This window comes from Paenibacillus sp. J22TS3 (assembly GCF_018403205.1).
Lineage (GTDB): Bacteria > Bacillota > Bacilli > Paenibacillales > Paenibacillaceae > Fontibacillus > Fontibacillus tuaregi.
The window spans coordinates 138,530-154,727 of the sequence record NZ_BOSF01000006.1 but is presented as its reverse complement, the minus strand read 5'-3'; the positions used below and the strand labels follow the sequence as shown (position 1 = coordinate 154,727).

Below are 16,198 nucleotides of genomic sequence, written 5' to 3'. Positions count from 1 at the left end.
GTCTTCCACTCCTTCGCTATATTTCTATTTATGTCTGGAAGATTGGCGGTGCGGATCAAGAATATCGCGCAGTCCATCTCCAAGTAAAATAAATCCGAAAATCGTTGTAGCAATCGCAGCTCCCGGGAACACCGTCATCCACCATTCGCCCGAAATAATATAATCACGGCCATAGGAGATCATGGCTCCCCATTCTGCTGTTGGAGGTTTGACCCCCAGACCAAGAAAGCTCAGGCTTGAGGTAATCAACACGGCTGATCCCAGGCCAAGCGTAATTTGTACCACGACCGGCGCCAAGGCGTTCGGCAGAATATGCTGAAAAATAATCGCAGACTGCCGTACCCCCAGCGCTTTGCTGGCTTCAATAAATTCCTTCTCCTTGATCACAACAGTCTGACCGTACATCAGACGGGCGAACTCCGGTATAGCCACGATGCCGACCGCCAGCAGGGCGCCAAATAAACCGGGTCCAATCGATGCTGCAAGCGCCATGGCCAGGATCAGCGATGGAAAAGCAAGCAAAATGTCCATAAATCTCATGATGAGATTCCCGGTCTTACCTCCAAAATAACCGGCGATAGCGCCGAGCGGTATTCCAACCACACTTGCTATGCCTATCGCCACCATCCCGGTCCAGATTGTGACCCGCGCCCCGTACAGAATCCGGCTGAAAATATCCCGGCCAAAATTATCCGTACCGAACCAATGCACCATATTCGGGGACTGCAGCTTGTCTTCTGTTCGTATTTCATCAGGTCCAAACGGAGCAATCCATGGGGCTACCAACGCCAATATAACCCATGCCAAAACTATGATTAAACCGACTAACAACAATTTCTTCGCTGTAATCTTCCTCACGAAGCTTATCCATGGCTGCCTTAATGATCTATTCATATCTCACCCGGGGATCAAGCACCCCATATAACAACTCAACAATAAGATTAATGAATCCATACAATACGGCACTAATCAGGGTCATCGCCTGGATAGGCGCATAGTCTGCCGAGAGAATCGATTCCGTTACGTAATTTCCGATTCCCGGCCATACAAAGATCGTCTCCGTAATCACCGCTCCCCCAAGCAGTGCGCCAAATTGCAGTCCGATTACCGTCAGGGAAGGTATTAAGGAATTAATAAGACCGTGCCTGTAAATGACCGCTCTGTGCGATAATCCCTTGGATTTGGCCGTTCTCATGAAATCCTGCCGGATGACCTCCAGCATGCTCGCCCTGATCATCTTCGTGACTATAGCCATCGTGCCCATGCTCATGCAGACCGCTGGCAGGATTAAATGCTGCAGTGAGCTTTTCAGAGCGGCCATATCCCAGCTCAGCAAGCTGTCAAGCACATACAAGCCTGTGATGTGAGTCGGTGGATTCAGGTCACCGGTAATGCGGCCGATTGGCGCGGGCAACCAACCAAGCTTGGAGTAGAATAACGTAATAAGCAGCAATCCAAGCCAGAAGATAGGCACCGATGATCCAATGAAAGACAGCACTCTCGCGATATGGTCAAAAATAGAGTTCTGCCGGGAGGCTGCTGCAATGCCAAGAGGAATCGCTATAATTAAAGCTACGAGCATGCTTGCAAGCGTAAGCTCCAAGGTGGCCGGGAAACGGGACACAAAATCGGATACGACCGAGTGCCCCGTATGCCAGGCAAACCCTAAATCGCCCCTGAACAACTGCTTGATATAGTCCCAGAGCTGAATATAAAGCGGCTGATTGAATCCGTACTCCTCCCGTACCTTGTTCACAAACTCGGGAAGCGCTTGTTCCCCTGTTATCATAAGCGCCGGGTCCCCTGGTAAAATTCTTGTTAAGATGAACGTGATCATGACGATCCCCGCGATACTTGGGATCATCATGGCTAATCGTCGAAGCGCATACTTTAACAACTCACATGATCCTCCTTCTCAGCTGTCTTCAACCTGTCATATCCCAAGCAATCCAAAAAACTCAAAATGAACGGCCTGCGCTGCCAATTCATCCACCGCAAGCTCAGGCAGGTTGGAATCCGAAGGGTTAGGTCCGAACAGCCACCTTGCAACAATTCCCTCAATCAAACTCATCAGGAGCGCTGCCCGTATATGTATGTCTGACGATTTCGGCAGCATGCCCAGCTCGACCGCCCGTTCAATATTTCGCCTGAACGAATCCTCCATTTCGATGCGTGTTTCCCGGAACGCATTTCGAATGGCTTCCTCTTCCCCGTTATCCATGAGCAGCAGCTGCATGAAATACCGGTGTTCCTGTGCAAATCTAAAAATGTCCGCCAGCAGGCGCTGCGAACCCTGAACCATCTCCTGGACAGAGCCGCCCCCAGTCCGGTAACCTCTCTTGATCACTGCAAGCAAATCTTCCCGGCCAGCCTCAATGATCTCAAGGGCTATCGCTTCCTTGCTCTTGAAATACCAATAGAATGTGCCCTGCGCAACTCCGGCATCATTAACAATGTCCGAAATTTTAGTGTTCTGATATCCATATCTAGCAAATCTCTCAACCGCTATATCCATTAATTGAGATTTTCTCGTATCCCGGAGACTAGACTGATTTGCGTTTGCGATGGAAATCACTCCCTCCAGATTGACTGGTCAGTCAGTTATTTTAATATCTTATAGGTTTAGTCGGTTTTTGTCAACGAATAAATCCGCTTAATCTGACCTTTGTCCTAGGTTTTAAAACGATTCTATTTTAGCGGTTGGCAGATCCGTCTTTCCTTAGTCCTATAAATTCTAAGAATGACTATTTCTAGCAATGGGATTGCCTAAGCAACCAAGGGGCGAACGCAAAAAAGCCACCTCCAATTTGGAGACGGCTGTCTGTTTTAATTGAAAAAGCCAATAGAAAAAGGCTTAAAAGCATGCTGGTGAAGGGAATTGAACCCCCGGCCTACGCATTACGAGTGCGAGCTCATACTGCAGAAGGCGAATTAAAGTCGAATACGGTGATGATTGCGACGTCGGCAACGTTATCGAGTTCGCAACCGATTGAACTTAGAGCTACTAAGGGACTAATCTTCTAGTTCAATTTCGATACGTGCAAGGACACCAGCTGGATTATTTCCGCTTCTGTTTGCATTTGACGGGAAGTTAAAAGCGGCGATCACAATATCATTTCTACCTCTCCGAAGGAAGCGTCTAATATTAAAAGTTCTTCCCGGATTAAAGAATGAAACATTGCCTTGCGGATTGTCTATAACTACCGGCCGTCCATTGATTAAAACGATTGCAAAATTATCCACGGACAGGAACAAACTAGCTCTCTCAATATCGTTTCTAATCGTAAATCTTCTGGCGACCACAGCAGCAGGACCGTTAGGGTCATTCCTTCCCCAAACGTACGATTCACCAGCTTGCGGCGCCACCCATTCCGGATTTCGCTCGATTTCTAGTGCATTTACCCAATTTCGATTCGTACTTATTCTCCTAGTTCTTTGACTAATAACAACCTGATTTTGTGCATTCAATGATCTTTGTGCGGCAATCATCATTCTCATTACCTTTGCAACGCTACTCGCCCGGATTCCGTTCTGTCTTCTAGTTGTTCGTAGTTGTTTGAGCGTATTATTTACCTTTCCTAGTCCTGTTCTTTTGGGCATTTCATGCCTCCTCCTTTTTTATCAACGAATCTTTAACATATATATGAGTCCCTGAATTTAATGGATATGGACAAATGATTGATCAAATCGCTCAATTTCCTCAAATGAACCACCTCTGTAACAACGGAGCTCTCTCACATTTTGATTAGTGACCATAGAACCTCTATCTCATGAACTATGATCTTATACCGCTGATGGCCGCCGGCCATGTTCCCTGTACGCTCATTCCAAACGATCAGCTCCACATAACCGAATTCCTCAATACTACGTTTTAGCTTCTCGTCCTTCGGATCTCCGGGCTGAAGGTCTCACCCGAGGGTTGTATGGTGCTTCGTTAATTTGATCTATCGGTATGACTCTGATGTTCATATCAACTACACTTCCTCTGTTTTTTTACAAAAAAAAGAACAAGCTTATAGAAAGCTGTTCCTCTTTATTTAAGTTAATTTATATTTAGACGCGTTCATTTAGCATTCTTAAGCCCGAGAAAACTGTAATCAATTTATAAACATCATGAACACCCGAGATGGCGAAAAACCCACTTTCACTTGACTAAAGGTTAGAAAAATAGTAAAACATCAGCCGAAATCACCAAAAAGACGCGGTTCCCGAAACCGGGAAATCCGCGTCCTGTAAGGCTTGCTAAGCATGCTGGTGAAGGGAATTGAACCCCCGGCCTACGCATTACGAGTGCGTTGCTCTACCCCTGAGCTACACCAGCTTATGTTTATAATTATATACTTCGACTTCCTTTTTTCAACCCTTATTAGGGATGAACCAAAGGAGAGAGCCGCCCTTACAGCTTCTCTCTCACCGAACGCAGCTTCTGCTCTGAAGAGGAAGGCTTATCGCGACGGTCGTCGATTTTGATGGATGTGGAGACCCGACCGGCTCCAGCCTCAAAAGTCGCTTCGTGAAGCGCCGTTATGGCCGCAAGGATGCGGTCAAGCGGTCCCTCGATAATCGTGCTCATGGATGTGAGCTGATACTCTACCCCTTCCTGCTTCTGCAGCACCCGCTGCATCTGAGCCACATAAGCACTCAGGCTGGTGGAACCTGTGCCTATAGGAATAATAGTTACCTCAGCAATAGCCACAATCAACTTCTCCCTTCTCATTTGAATTATCCCGCTATTTGTTCTTATTTAATTTTAACATCCCCCTTTCATTTTTCCAAAGACCAAGCTGAAAACCATGAAAATTTACACCCCAAATACAACCAATTTTCTTCAAAATCCCGCAAAAAATTTTTGTGAAATTTCTTTGAATCGGCTCATCCCAAGCAGGGTGCGGGAAGGCGGTTATCTCTCGAAAAGTCAAGCCCCTTTTTCTTGGCGTTTTGGATTTTCAAACCCTATTCAAACACTATATATTGTGGTAATGTAAATAAATCGAAACCAAATATAGTGTGAACAGGCTTTTGGCAAGCCAGACGCTTCTGTGGGCTTATTGTTCTGGAGGATCTCATGATTCTACCCGAAACCACGTATTCCCCGACTTCTTCTGCAAGTGTTCGGCTTTCAGGATATGCCTGTTTTCACGACGCCCTCCTTCTCTTGGGAAGACACGGGAGTCCGGATGCACTACATACAACAATTCGAAAGCCCGATTGCTTTCCTACCTGCACGATAAGTATCAGCAGTGTTGCTGGAATGGGAGCTTCTTTCGCATCCGTATATACAAGTATATCGAGGGGAGAAGTTGTAAATGGCACTATTGAATCCGGTTCTTGGCAGACAAGAAAGTATGCTAAGTGAAGTTATACAGCTTGGAGATGACATTCGGGGCAGCCTCGATCTGGAGATGCTGCGGGAGAATGCCAATTTGAACGGAGAGAGCTTCTCAGGGAAAATGAGCAAATTCGGCAGTGAATATGCCAAGTGGTATGCAAAGCATTTTGTGATGCCAACACCGCTTGTGCAAGCTTATGAAGACAATTGGGTCTATATTCATGATCTTGATCAATACGCCATTGGCACAACGAACTGCATATTCATCCCATTTGCTAAACTGCTTCGGCAGGGCTTCAATACGGGCAACGGAAGTGTCCGTCCGCCGAATTCCATCATGACCGCTATGGCGCTGGTGGCGATTATTTTCCAGTCCCAGCAGAACTCCCAGTATGGCGGCGTATCTGCGAACAAGCTGGACCATGACCTGGCTCCTTATGTGGCCAAGTCCTTCTCGAAGTATTTTCTTAAAGGCCTGGATTACTTCGAGGAGCAGGATCCAAACATTACAGGCGCAGAGCTTGGGGAAGTCCACATGAGCCGCCTGGATCTCCAGGAACGTTATCCAAAGGCCTTCCGTTATGCTCTCAAGGAGACGGAGCTTGAGACACTGCAGGGCGCGGAAAGCCTTATCCATAACCTGAATACGATGTCGAGCCGGGCAGGAGGGCAAATCCCTTTTACGAGCATTAACTACGGCACCTGCACTTCACCTGAAGGGCAGCTTGTCATCAGTTCCATCCTGGCGGCTACCTTAAGAGGACTTGGCAGCGGGGAGACTCCGATCTTCCCTATCCAAATCTTCAAGTGTAAAAAAGGCATCAACCAGGCGCCTGGAGAACCGAACTACCCGCTCTTCCTGAAAGCGGCGGAATGCTCGGCACATCGTCTGTATCCGAATTTCGCCAATCTGGATGCGCCCCTCAACCTGGCTTACTACGATCCGGCCAACCCGGATACCGAGTTCGCCACGATGGGCTGCCGCACCCGGGTGCTGGCCGACCGCTTCGGCCGCAATCACTTGTCCGGCAAAGGCAACCTATCCTTCAACACCTTGAACCTGGTGAAGATGGGGATTGAGCATGGCATAGCGCTCGGGCGGCGCAAGAAAGCCGATGAAGCGGGCTTTTACCGGGAGCTGGACCGCTGCCTGGATATCGCCCTGGAAGGGCTGCTTCACCGCTTTGAGATTCAGTCCTCCCAGAAAGCCAAGGCATCCGACTTCATGATGCGTGAAGGGGTATGGGAGGGCGGCGAGCAGCTTGATCCGGAAGCTCCTGTGGGAGATCTGCTCAAGCACGGAAGCCTGTCCATCGGGTTCATCGGATTGGCAGAGTGCATGAAAGCCTTGTACGGCAAACATCATGCCGAGGATGAGCAGGTCTATCAAAAGGCGCTGCAGCTGATCCAATACATGCGGAGCTACTGTGACCGCCACAGCGACAGGCTGAACCTGAACATCACCCTGTTCGCCACACCGGCTGAAGGGCTGTCCGGCAAATTCACCAAGCGTGACCGTGCTTTCTATGGGGCAATCCCCGGTGTAACGGACCGGGAATATTACACGAATTCGTTCCACGTGCCTGTGTACTATCCGGTGACCGCGGCCACCAAAATTAAGCTTGAGGCCCCGTTCCACGACCTGTGCAACGCTGGCGCCATTTCCTATATTGAACTGAACGGGAATGCCCGGGCCAACCCGGAAGCGTTCCTGCGCATCGTCCAATATGCCCTGGATCAGCAGGTAAGCTACTTCAGCATCAATCATCCGATTGACCGCTGCTCCGCCTGCGGGCATGAAGGCATTATCGGGGCCACCTGCCCTTCCTGCGGAAGCCATGAGAATGATGTACATATCCGCAGGCTTCGCCGGGTCACCGGCTACCTAACCGGGGATTTCCAGACCCGGTTCAACGGGGCCAAGCAGGCCGAAGTCAGAGACCGGGTTAAGCATACCCCATGAATATTTGCGGATATTCCCCGGAGTCCATTAATGAGGGCGAGGGCCTCCGGGCCGCCATCTTCATCAGCGGATGCCGGCATTACTGCCCGGGCTGCTTCAGCCCGAAGACCTGGAATTTCAATTACGGCGAGCCCTTCACGGAGGCCAGGCAGCTTGAGATCATCGATGAAATTAAGAACAATCCGTTATTGAATGGAGTCACGATTCTTGGCGGAGATCCTTTCTTCTCTGCGGAGGAGGTCAGCGCCTTTCTGGATCTGCTGCGCCTTAAAGCCGGTCCCATCCCGGTATGGATTTACAGCGGTTATACGTTTGAGGAGTTAACCGCCCAGCCCGATTCGGCCGAATACGCACTGCTGTCGCGCTGCGAAGTGCTTGTCGACGGGCGTTTCATGGAGGAGCTGCGCGATCCTTCCCTGCGTTACTGCGGGAGCTCCAATCAGCGGCTGATTGATGTTCCGAAGAGTCTTGCCCAAGAAAAAGCTGTTCTCTGGAAAAGCCGCTTCAGCTCTGGCTTAGAGCCATTTTCACCTTGAAATGAATACAAATAACGGCAGCAAAGTCTTTAATTCTTTCTTTATCGCCATGACTCTTTCTAGTATAATTGCTTCTTGTGGTCCTTTTTTGAGCGGCAAACCTAACCAGCCAAAAACAGACGATCCATTGCAGCCAGTTTCAAACGATGTAATCTGCAATTTTACTCTATAAATTTATATTTCAATAAGAAAGTAGGGATTTACTTCTATGCCATCCTTTGTCACTAAACCGAACAACCGTCAACTCGCTTTCGACAACAACCGTCTAGGTATTTATGCGGACCGCATTCTCGAAGGGCTCCCTTCTTTGGATAAAGAACGCCTGCTGCGCGGAGTGACCTCCAAGCTGCGCCGTGATGAAGTCACCGCTGAGGAGATCAGCAACGCGTTTACCATGTCCTCGCTGGAGCTTGTAACCAAGGAAGAGCCGGACTGGAAGTTCGCCGCTGCGCGTTCCCTGCTTACGACACTGTATAAGAAAGCTGCGTTCAACCGCCGCTACAAAGCGTATCCGGAAGAACCGTACGGATCGTTCTATCACCTCGTAAGCGAGCTGACCAAGGCTGGCATTTATAAAGAGGAACTGCTCGAAGTCTATACCAAAGAGCAGATTGAAGAACTCGGCGAAACGATTGATCCTTCGCGCGATCTGCTGTTTGACTATATCGGGCTGCTTACCCTTGCTGAGCGCTATCTCGCCAACGATTTTGACGGACGAGTTATGGAGCTTCCGCAGGAACGCTATATGGTTATCGCGATGTTCCTGATGCACAAGGAACCGGCTGAGACGCGTATGGAACTGGTCAAAGAAGCTTACTGGGCCATGAGCAACATCTACATGACCGCAGCGACGCCAACCATGTCCAATGCCGGTAAAAAAGTAGCCGGACAGCTCTCCAGCTGCTTCATCGATACGGTCGATGATTCCCTGGAAGGCATCTTCGACTCCAACACCGATGTGGCCCGTCTGAGCAAAATGGGCGGCGGTATCGGCGTATACCTTGGCAAAGTCCGGGCCCGCGGATCGGATATCCGCGGCCACAAGAACACCAGCTCCGGCGTTATCCCTTGGATCCGCCAGCTGAACAATACCGCAGTCAGCGTTGACCAGCTCGGCACACGTAAAGGCGCGATCGCCGTATACCTGGATGTGTTCCATAAGGACATCCTGGCCTTCCTTGATCTGAAGCTGAACAACGGGGACGAACGGATGCGCGCGCATGACGTGTTCCACGGGGTCTGCCTTCCCGACCTGTTCATGGAGGCAGTAGAGAACCGTGACGAGTGGAGCTTGTTCTGCCCGCATGAAGTGAAGAAGACCATGGGCTGGAAAGACGCGAACGGACGCCCATTGGGACTTGAAGACTTCTACGATGAGTCCTTCGGTGAAGGCTCCTTCCGTGAGAAATATGAAGAAGCGGTGGCTCATCCAACGCTTCCGCGTATTACCGTACAGGCTATCGATATTATGAAACGGATTATGAAATCCCAGCTGGAGACCGGTACCCCGTACATGTTCTACCGTGACACAGTGAACCGGGCCAATCCGAACCGTGCGCATGGCATGATCTATTCTTCCAACCTCTGCACAGAGATTATGCAGAACCAGTCCGCTACGGTGGTTGAACAAGAAGAGCTTGTAACCAAAGACGGCCAGACCCGCATTGTCATCTCCAAAATTCCGGGTGATTTCGTAGTCTGCAACCTGAACTCCATTCACCTGGCACGTGCGGTTCCTGCCGGCGTTCTGGAGCGTCTCGTACCGATTCAGGTCCGCATGCTGGACAACGTCATCGACATTAACAACATCGAAGTGCTGCAGGCTCAATACACGAACAGCCAGTACCGCGCCATCGGTCTGGGAACGTTCGGTCTGCATCACCTGCTGGCTCTGGAAGGCATCCGTTGGGAGTCCGACGAAGCCGTGGCCTACAACGATGCTCTATATGAGAAAATCAACTACCTGCTTGTCCGCTCCAGCATGGAGCTGGCCAAGGAAAAAGGCCGCTACGCCAAATTCGAAGGCTCCGACTGGGATACAGGCCACTACTTCACCTACCGTCATTACACCGACGGAACCCGTGAAGGCAAATATGTAACTACTGAAGAGTGGCGCGCTCTTCAGGCTGAAGTGCATGAGCATGGCGTGCGTAACGCCTGGATGTTCGCTATCGCGCCAAATGGCTCCACTTCAATCATTGCCGGATCTACAGCAAGTATCGATCCGCTGTATGAACTGTTGTCCTATGAAGAGAAGACAACTTACAAAATTGCCAATCCGGCTCCGGACCTGTCCGAGAAGACGATCTGGTATTACAAAACCGCATTCCTGATTGACCAGAACTGGTCCATCAAGATGGCTTCGGCCCGTCAGCGTCACGTGGACCAGGCGCAAAGCTTCAACCTGTATGTGCGCCCTGACATCAAAGCTACTGAATTCCTCAGTCTGCACCTGCATGCCTGGAAAGCGGGCATCAAATCGACGTATTATGTGCGCAGCCGTGCGCTGACGATTGAAGAATGTGAGTCGTGTGCATCGTAAAATCCGAAAGAGCCTTTGAAGGCTTTTTCCAACCCACCCAAACCCTCCCTTCCAAGGGAGGGCCCCAAGGGCTTTGCCCTCTGGACACCCGGGTGGGCGAACGTAAGAGTGTGAGAGACGGTTGTGTGGGGAATTCGTGCTGGGATCGCTTGCCGTCCCTATCGGGACCCGCTTTCGGATTGGATGTGTCTAGTTACCTGTTTCAATCGCTTGGGAGCCAGGCTTTTATGACCCGGGTGAGATTCGTGCTAGGAGCCGCTTGTCGCCCCTGCGGGGCACGCTCTACTTGAGAGCTCCTGGCTGGATGTTGGTGTGAATGCGGGCGGGTTTACTTTACGGCGTGCTGCAAGGCGCTCTCCCTTCGGGATACGCTTAGGCTTAGTGCAGGGCGGTCTGGGAGTTGCTTTTGTGCTTAGCTTGAGACGATGTGCTGCAAGGCGCTCTCCCTTCGGGATACGCTTAGGCTTAGTGCAGGGCGGTCTGGGAGTTGCTTTTGTGCTTAGCTTGAGACGATGTGCTGTGAGGCGCTCTCCCTGCGGGATACGCTTAGACTTGGTGCAGGGCGGCCTGGGAGTTGCTTTTGTGTTTAGCTTGAGACGATGTGCTGTGAGGCGCTCTCCCTGCGGGATACGCTTAGGCTTAGTGCAGGGCGATCTGAGGATGTGCTGAGAGGCGCTCTCCCTGCGGATTCGCTTAGGTTTGTGCGAGGCAAGAGCAAGAGCTGAGAATGGTTTTGTTGGTTTAGCTGTAACGGGAGCGGAGTGAGCGGAACGAATCCGGAGAAGCGGCAGCGGTCGCCTTTATCTCCGAGTTTCTACCGCTGCGGCGGTTCCAATCAGGAAACTTGGAGATAACAGCGATCGGAGGATCGTTGCGCTCTCGGAGCGTCTACCACGTACAAATCCTGCGCCTACTTATTGGCCCACGAATCTGTGCGGAGAATGGTTTTGTTGGTTCAATTGCAGCGGGAGCGGAGAGGGCAGAACGAATCTGGAGAAGCGGCAGCGGTTGCCTTTATCTCCGAGTTTCTACCGCTGCGGTGGTTCCAATCAGGAAACTTGGAGATAACAGCGATCGGAGGATCGTTACGCTCTCGGAGCGTTTACCACGCACAAAGTGGCAAGCTGCTAAGGAGCCCCTCCTCGCACCAAAGCACTATCTCGCTGGCTGAACGCAATATTTTAAGGAGATGATTGTAATGCAATTACAAACAATTTTTAATACAGAGGCACCTAACAAATCTACGCGCATTATTGGCGGAGAATGCTCGGGTATCCTGAACTGGAACGATATCCGGATGCCGCATATGTATAAGCTGTATAAGGTTCTTCTTCTCAACCACTGGATTGCAGATGAGATCCCAATGTCCAAGGATGCGCAGCAGTTCGCACGCCTGGATAGTGAAGAGCAGCGCACGTTCAAGATCAACATCTCTCTGCTGGCTGTGCTGGATTCCATGCAGACCATGTTTGTGGGCGACGTGAAGCGCTATTTCACTGACTCCTCGCTGGAGGCGATCTCCGCGATTATCGGCCAGCAGGAGGTTGTGCACAACCAATCATACTCCTACGTGCTGTCCTCTATCGTATCCGAGCAGGAGCAGAAGGAAATCTTCGAATATTGGAAACATGATCCGGTGCTGCTGGAGCGCAACAAGTTCATCTCGGACATCTATCAGAACTTCCGTGACAACGCTACGCCGCAGACGTTCTTCGAAGCCCTGGTTGCCGACCTGATCCTGGAAGGTATTTTCTTCTACAGCACCTTTGCCTTCTTCTACAACCTGGCACGCGACCAGAAGATGATGGGCACAAGCCAGATGATCTCTTACATCCAGCGGGACGAGAACCAGCACTGCTATTTCTTCGCAGAGGTATTCAAGCAGCTGCTTGCGGACTATCCGGAGCTGAATACGAAGGAGAACATCGACTACGCATACCGTACTATCAACCGTGCGGTTGAGCTTGAGACCAACTGGGCGCATTACACCCTCAAAGAAGTAAAAGGCATCGATCTGAACGAGCTGTCTGATTACATCAAATACATCGCGAATAAGCGCCTGACCCTGATGGGTCTGGATAAAGCTTATCAAGGTGTGGATGTGAACTGCATGCCTTGGATCAAGCCTTTCTCCGATGAGGCTCTCAATGCAACCAAGACGGACTTCTTCGAAGCCAAGTCCCGTAACTACGGTAAAGTTGGTGACGACAACGGATTTGACGATCTGTAAGAAGGAGTATGAACTCCTGAACAGATCTGAATAGATAAAGAAAAAGGCGTGCAGCTTGCAAGAGCTGTACGCCTTTTTTGTTTATGCAATTTTATGCATGACTTTGTTTATGCAGTTTTTGTATGCATTTTGTGTACTTTGTGCATGCAGTTTTTGTATGCCCTTGTTTATAACCTTTCTGTTATAGAACCTACCGGTATAATCTCTACTGTTTTGTACCTATGTGAAGTATATCTTTTGCACATAGCCTTTTGCACATAGCCTTTTGTAAATAAATCTATTGTACAAAAGCCAGAGGCTAGAGATTAGAGCTATCTAGTCCTGTTTAGGGTCGACAGTGATGAATTGGTACAGCCCTTCAACCTTCTCATCGGTCAGGTCGCCACTGTTATCAAACACCAGGATAGACGAGGCTGGAATGTTCCAGTTCACCTCAGGCACAAACTCCACACGTTTCTTGAAATTATCCCAATGGTTAAGCTTCCATGTGTCGCGCTCCGTGGCTCTTTCGATAATCCGTTCTTTCTGCACGTCCATATCGCTGAGTGTCACCACAACCACCTTAACATCCACTTGATCCAGGCTGAGTCCGGCAGCTGACAGCACTTCCTCAATCCAGGCCTTGTTCTTCAGCTCGGAGGTGAACGGTGAGATCATGAATACACTCTGCCCAGCGGCCAGGTTATCAATGCAAATATCTTTGGTTGTGTCATACTCCAAATCACGCAGATGCTCTTTGTAGAACTCCGAGTCCCGGTCATTCTTATCGAGATGATTCATCTCCAAAATCTTTTCCACAAATCTTCCACCTACTGTATCTCTATCTAAAAAGGCAGCCTGAATCCGTGCGGACAGCTTGCGGGCCACCGTAGTTTTGCCTGTACCTGCTACTCCTACAAAGAAAACCAGTTTTTGCATGGTTATGCCTCCAGTTCTGATATATTCATTTGTACATTTTAACACAATGAAGGAAGCAAGTGTAGCGCGGTGCCCAAGCTGAAGGTCACTAGGTCACTAATCTGCCAATCCACGTCCAGTCAATTGCTTATCTTCTGCCACCTTGACCATGCCCCGGGCTTGTTTATTACGTAGTGTGTAAATTACAGTTAAGATTAGGCTTACCCCTGCAGCAGCCAAATAAATATTACTGAACACCGCCGCCCCGGGGTAAGGATGGAGCGGATTCCAGCTGCCTGCAGCCCCCTGATCCAGGATTCGGCTTAAAATCGCAGAGACTGCGGCAAACGTAATAAAATTCAGCATGGACATCAGTCCCATGCCAACCCCCGTCTGTTCAGGGGGCAGCGTGCGGGAAATTGTATTCGACAGCCCAATCTGCATAAATGTAACCCCGACATTTCCAAATATTATTATAGCCCCAATCAGCCAAGGCAGACTCCCAGCGGTGAAGGACAACAGCATATAACATAGAATGAGCAATCCAAAGGCAACATAGATTACGAAGGAGTTGCCCCTCTGATCCGCGAGTCGTCCTCCCTTCAGTCCCAAGATGGCTGAAGCTGCTGCACCCGGAACCATCAGAAATCCGATAATTCCCGGATCAACATGGTTAACCCGCGAGAAGAGCTGCGGAATCAGGAAAGGCAGTGAGATCGCACAACCATTAACAAGTACGACCATCAACAAGCCAAATACATAATTTTTGTTCCGGAATAGGCGGGGCTCCACGAAGGGTTCTGATACACTAACAATCCGCAGAATAAACAACAAGAGCAGGATCAATCCTCCAATCCCGAACATCCATCCCCCATTTGTGATCGCAAGCAGCAGCAGGGCCACCATTCCGGCAAGCAGACCACCGCCCAGCAGATCCATCTTCTTCACCACTCCACCTTGATCATCCAAGTATTTTCGGTAAAAAGGAAGTGTCAGCAGCGTCAGCAATGACAGGCTGAATAACCAGCGCCAGTCCCCTACACTCATCACCACACCGGAGACGACAGGGGCAGCCGCATTCCCCATGGCCATTCCAATTGCAGAGATACCCAAGGCCCGCCCCCTGACCTCAGGCCGGAAATATCTGACTGGAATAATCATGGCGGCAGCAGGGATTACCGAGGAACCGGCCGCTTGGAACAAACGCCCAAGCAGAATCATAATATACGAATTGGCGGTCAATCCTATGGCTGAACCCAGAGCGAATACAATCAGTCCGAAGGTGAGCAGGTTTTTAAATTTATATTTATCCGCTAATTTCCCATAAATCACCGAGCCTATCGCATACATTAGCATATAGATCGAGGTTACCCAACTTACCTGGGCAGTGGACAGCTGGAAATCACGCGCAATTTCCGGCAGGACAATATTGAATATTGAGGCATTCATAACCGAAATAACCAGAGTAAAAGCCAAAATCCGAATCAGCTTTTCTCCCGCTGAGTGCTTAAGTTCAGTATTCATTCTCTCTCCTTCTTTCTGCTTTAAAATGGAAGGCTAAGACTATAGAGCAGCGTATTCGCTTCTCCGTACAGCTCCAGCCAGGCTCAGGGCAAAAGCTCCAACTCCTTAGCCATCAGGGACCTCCATCTGTCTGTTAGTTAGTACTAACTAACATCAATACGATAAAAAATCTAGGGGGTTAATCCCCTAGCGAAAACCAGTACACTCTCCTGTATAAATTCATCCAGCGGTGCCGTACTAAGCGACCGTTCCGGTCTACGACTATCCAGAAAAGCGCCGTGGTTCATCCACATAAACGCAAGTGCCAGATGCTCAGGCGAGGTCTGAATCAACTTGCCCCGTTCATACATCCCTTCGAAATATCTCGTAAGAAACTCCTTAAGCTGCCGGGGGTGCTGATGCAGCCTCTCGTGCAGGCCCGGAATCCGGGCGGATTCCTTCACCCCGATCTGAATCAGCTTTGTATTACGGTTCATAATTTCGTGATAGGTCCTGCTGACCAAAAGCAAATCTGTCTGCAAGTCCCAAACGAGCTTCTCCTGAAACAGAGTCTTCATCTCTGGTCCATAATGAAAACGGTCCACCGCAGCCTCCAGCAGGTTCTGCTTGGAGCCAAATTGCCTAAACAGGGTCATCTCGCTTAAATTTGCGGCCGCCGCAATCTCCTTAGTGGTAACCCCGTTGTAGCCTTTTTCCGCGAACAGATCAATAGCTGCCAGAAGCAGTCTGTCACTACTGGACCAAGATTTAGTATCCATTTAAATTCCTCCGGTCAGCAACAGATGTTAGTGATTACTAACATCATCATAGACGTAGTCCAAATATTTGTAAAGGGTCAAAAAGCCCCTGTCTTCATATGTTCAAGAACCTCTCTAGAATTCATTGGAATAACCAGGCTTTTCCGAATATCAATTCTAAGAAATGCACTCCAACATAAGTCAGGGGCCTTTCAATTGTGCAGCATTACCTGCTAAATCCCTCAGAACATTCTGCTGTTTAACATCTGCACTGTATCTTCACAAAACTACCATTATTGCAACGGTACGCTGTGGACCTCATCGCAAACAGCACACCGTGGGTGCTGGGAGCTACAGCCTCGGGCAAACGGACAGCAAGACCTCACACCATCAACACCATACCTCGCCCTGGTATCCTAGGCCCCCGGAACCCCCAGGAA

General features: G+C 49.7%; 12 protein-coding genes and 1 tRNA gene. 4 read left to right on the top strand and 9 right to left on the bottom strand.

The window, feature by feature from the left end; all coding sequences use genetic code 11:
* Positions 1 to 24 precede the first annotated feature (24 nt).
* The 6 genes from KJS63_RS19020 to KJS63_RS18995 all read right to left on the bottom strand — a co-directional run bounded on the left by KJS63_RS19020 (position 25) and on the right by KJS63_RS18995 (position 4,696).
* Positions 25 to 894, bottom strand: coding sequence for an ABC transporter permease (locus KJS63_RS19020; RefSeq protein WP_213620575.1), 870 nt, complete (start codon positions 892 to 894; stop codon positions 25 to 27).
* Complete coding sequence (locus KJS63_RS19015; RefSeq protein WP_213620574.1) at positions 887 to 1,897, bottom strand: ABC transporter permease; 1,011 nt, start codon at positions 1,895 to 1,897, stop codon at positions 887 to 889. The genes KJS63_RS19020 and KJS63_RS19015 overlap by 8 nt, the downstream gene beginning before the upstream one ends.
* Positions 1,898 to 1,933: 36 nt before the next feature.
* Positions 1,934 to 2,515 carry a TetR/AcrR family transcriptional regulator gene (locus KJS63_RS19010; protein ID WP_213620573.1) on the bottom strand — a complete coding sequence of 194 codons (582 nt, stop codon included), beginning with the start codon at positions 2,513 to 2,515 and terminating at the stop codon, positions 1,934 to 1,936.
* Between the two features lie 497 nt (positions 2,516 to 3,012).
* A complete protein-coding gene (locus KJS63_RS19005; protein ID WP_213620572.1) occupies positions 3,013 to 3,600 on the bottom strand; it encodes a hypothetical protein in 588 nt (195 codons plus the stop codon).
* A gap of 649 nt (positions 3,601 to 4,249) precedes the next feature.
* Positions 4,250 to 4,321: transfer RNA gene (locus KJS63_RS19000), tRNA-Thr, on the bottom strand.
* Between the two features lie 75 nt (positions 4,322 to 4,396).
* Positions 4,397 to 4,696 (bottom strand): MTH1187 family thiamine-binding protein, encoded by a 300-nt coding sequence (locus tag KJS63_RS18995; protein ID WP_213620571.1) that lies wholly within the window; start codon positions 4,694 to 4,696, stop codon positions 4,397 to 4,399.
* A 610-nt stretch (positions 4,697 to 5,306) separates the two neighbouring features.
* Here KJS63_RS18995 and KJS63_RS18990 point away from each other — a divergent pair.
* The 4 genes from KJS63_RS18990 to KJS63_RS18975 all read left to right on the top strand — a co-directional run bounded on the left by KJS63_RS18990 (position 5,307) and on the right by KJS63_RS18975 (position 12,600).
* The gene (locus tag KJS63_RS18990) at positions 5,307 to 7,292 is read left to right on the top strand and encodes an anaerobic ribonucleoside triphosphate reductase (protein WP_213620570.1); all 1,986 of its coding nucleotides are present in this window, start codon (positions 5,307 to 5,309) and stop codon (positions 7,290 to 7,292) included.
* Complete coding sequence (gene nrdG / locus KJS63_RS18985; RefSeq protein WP_213620569.1) at positions 7,289 to 7,828, top strand: anaerobic ribonucleoside-triphosphate reductase activating protein; 540 nt, start codon at positions 7,289 to 7,291, stop codon at positions 7,826 to 7,828. Before KJS63_RS18990 ends, nrdG begins: the two co-directional genes overlap by 4 nt.
* 208 nt (positions 7,829 to 8,036) lie before the next feature.
* Complete coding sequence (locus tag KJS63_RS18980) at positions 8,037 to 10,370, top strand: ribonucleoside-diphosphate reductase subunit alpha (RefSeq protein WP_213620568.1); 2,334 nt, start codon at positions 8,037 to 8,039, stop codon at positions 10,368 to 10,370.
* Positions 10,371 to 11,568: 1,198 nt separating this feature from the next.
* A complete protein-coding gene (locus KJS63_RS18975) occupies positions 11,569 to 12,600 on the top strand; it encodes a ribonucleotide-diphosphate reductase subunit beta (RefSeq protein ID WP_213620567.1) in 1,032 nt (343 codons plus the stop codon).
* Between the two features lie 315 nt (positions 12,601 to 12,915).
* Here KJS63_RS18975 and KJS63_RS18970 read toward each other — a convergent pair whose 3' ends face one another.
* The 3 genes from KJS63_RS18970 to KJS63_RS18960 form a co-directional block, all read right to left on the bottom strand.
* The gene (locus KJS63_RS18970; RefSeq protein ID WP_213620566.1) at positions 12,916 to 13,518 is read right to left on the bottom strand and encodes a P-loop nucleotide/nucleoside kinase family protein; all 603 of its coding nucleotides are present in this window, start codon (positions 13,516 to 13,518) and stop codon (positions 12,916 to 12,918) included.
* A gap of 96 nt (positions 13,519 to 13,614) precedes the next feature.
* A complete protein-coding gene (locus KJS63_RS18965) occupies positions 13,615 to 15,021 on the bottom strand; it encodes an MFS transporter (protein WP_213620565.1) in 1,407 nt (468 codons plus the stop codon).
* Positions 15,022 to 15,191: 170 nt separating this feature from the next.
* The gene (locus tag KJS63_RS18960; RefSeq protein ID WP_068613864.1) at positions 15,192 to 15,779 is read right to left on the bottom strand and encodes a TetR/AcrR family transcriptional regulator; all 588 of its coding nucleotides are present in this window, start codon (positions 15,777 to 15,779) and stop codon (positions 15,192 to 15,194) included.
* Positions 15,780 to 16,198: the final 419 nt, after the last annotated feature.

What these genes read in the sequence shown, in the direction of transcription:
- KJS63_RS19020 (WP_213620575.1), bottom strand. Translation starts at nt 894, where the DNA reads ATGAATAGATCATTAAGGCAGCCATGGATAAGCTTCGTGAGGAAGATT.
- KJS63_RS19010 (WP_213620573.1), bottom strand. Translation starts at nt 2,515, where the DNA reads ATGGATATAGCGGTTGAGAGATTTGCTAGATATGGATATCAGAACACT.
- KJS63_RS19005 (WP_213620572.1), bottom strand. Translation starts at nt 3,600, where the DNA reads ATGCCCAAAAGAACAGGACTAGGAAAGGTAAATAATACGCTCAAACAA.
- KJS63_RS18990 (WP_213620570.1), top strand. Translation starts at nt 5,307, where the DNA reads ATGGCACTATTGAATCCGGTTCTTGGCAGACAAGAAAGTATGCTAAGT.
- nrdG (WP_213620569.1), top strand. Translation starts at nt 7,289, where the DNA reads ATGAATATTTGCGGATATTCCCCGGAGTCCATTAATGAGGGCGAGGGC.
- KJS63_RS18980 (WP_213620568.1), top strand. Translation starts at nt 8,037, where the DNA reads ATGCCATCCTTTGTCACTAAACCGAACAACCGTCAACTCGCTTTCGAC.
- KJS63_RS18975 (WP_213620567.1), top strand. Translation starts at nt 11,569, where the DNA reads ATGCAATTACAAACAATTTTTAATACAGAGGCACCTAACAAATCTACG.
- KJS63_RS18970 (WP_213620566.1), bottom strand. Translation starts at nt 13,518, where the DNA reads ATGCAAAAACTGGTTTTCTTTGTAGGAGTAGCAGGTACAGGCAAAACT.
- KJS63_RS18965 (WP_213620565.1), bottom strand. Translation starts at nt 15,021, where the DNA reads ATGAATACTGAACTTAAGCACTCAGCGGGAGAAAAGCTGATTCGGATT.
- KJS63_RS18960 (WP_068613864.1), bottom strand. Translation starts at nt 15,779, where the DNA reads ATGGATACTAAATCTTGGTCCAGTAGTGACAGACTGCTTCTGGCAGCT.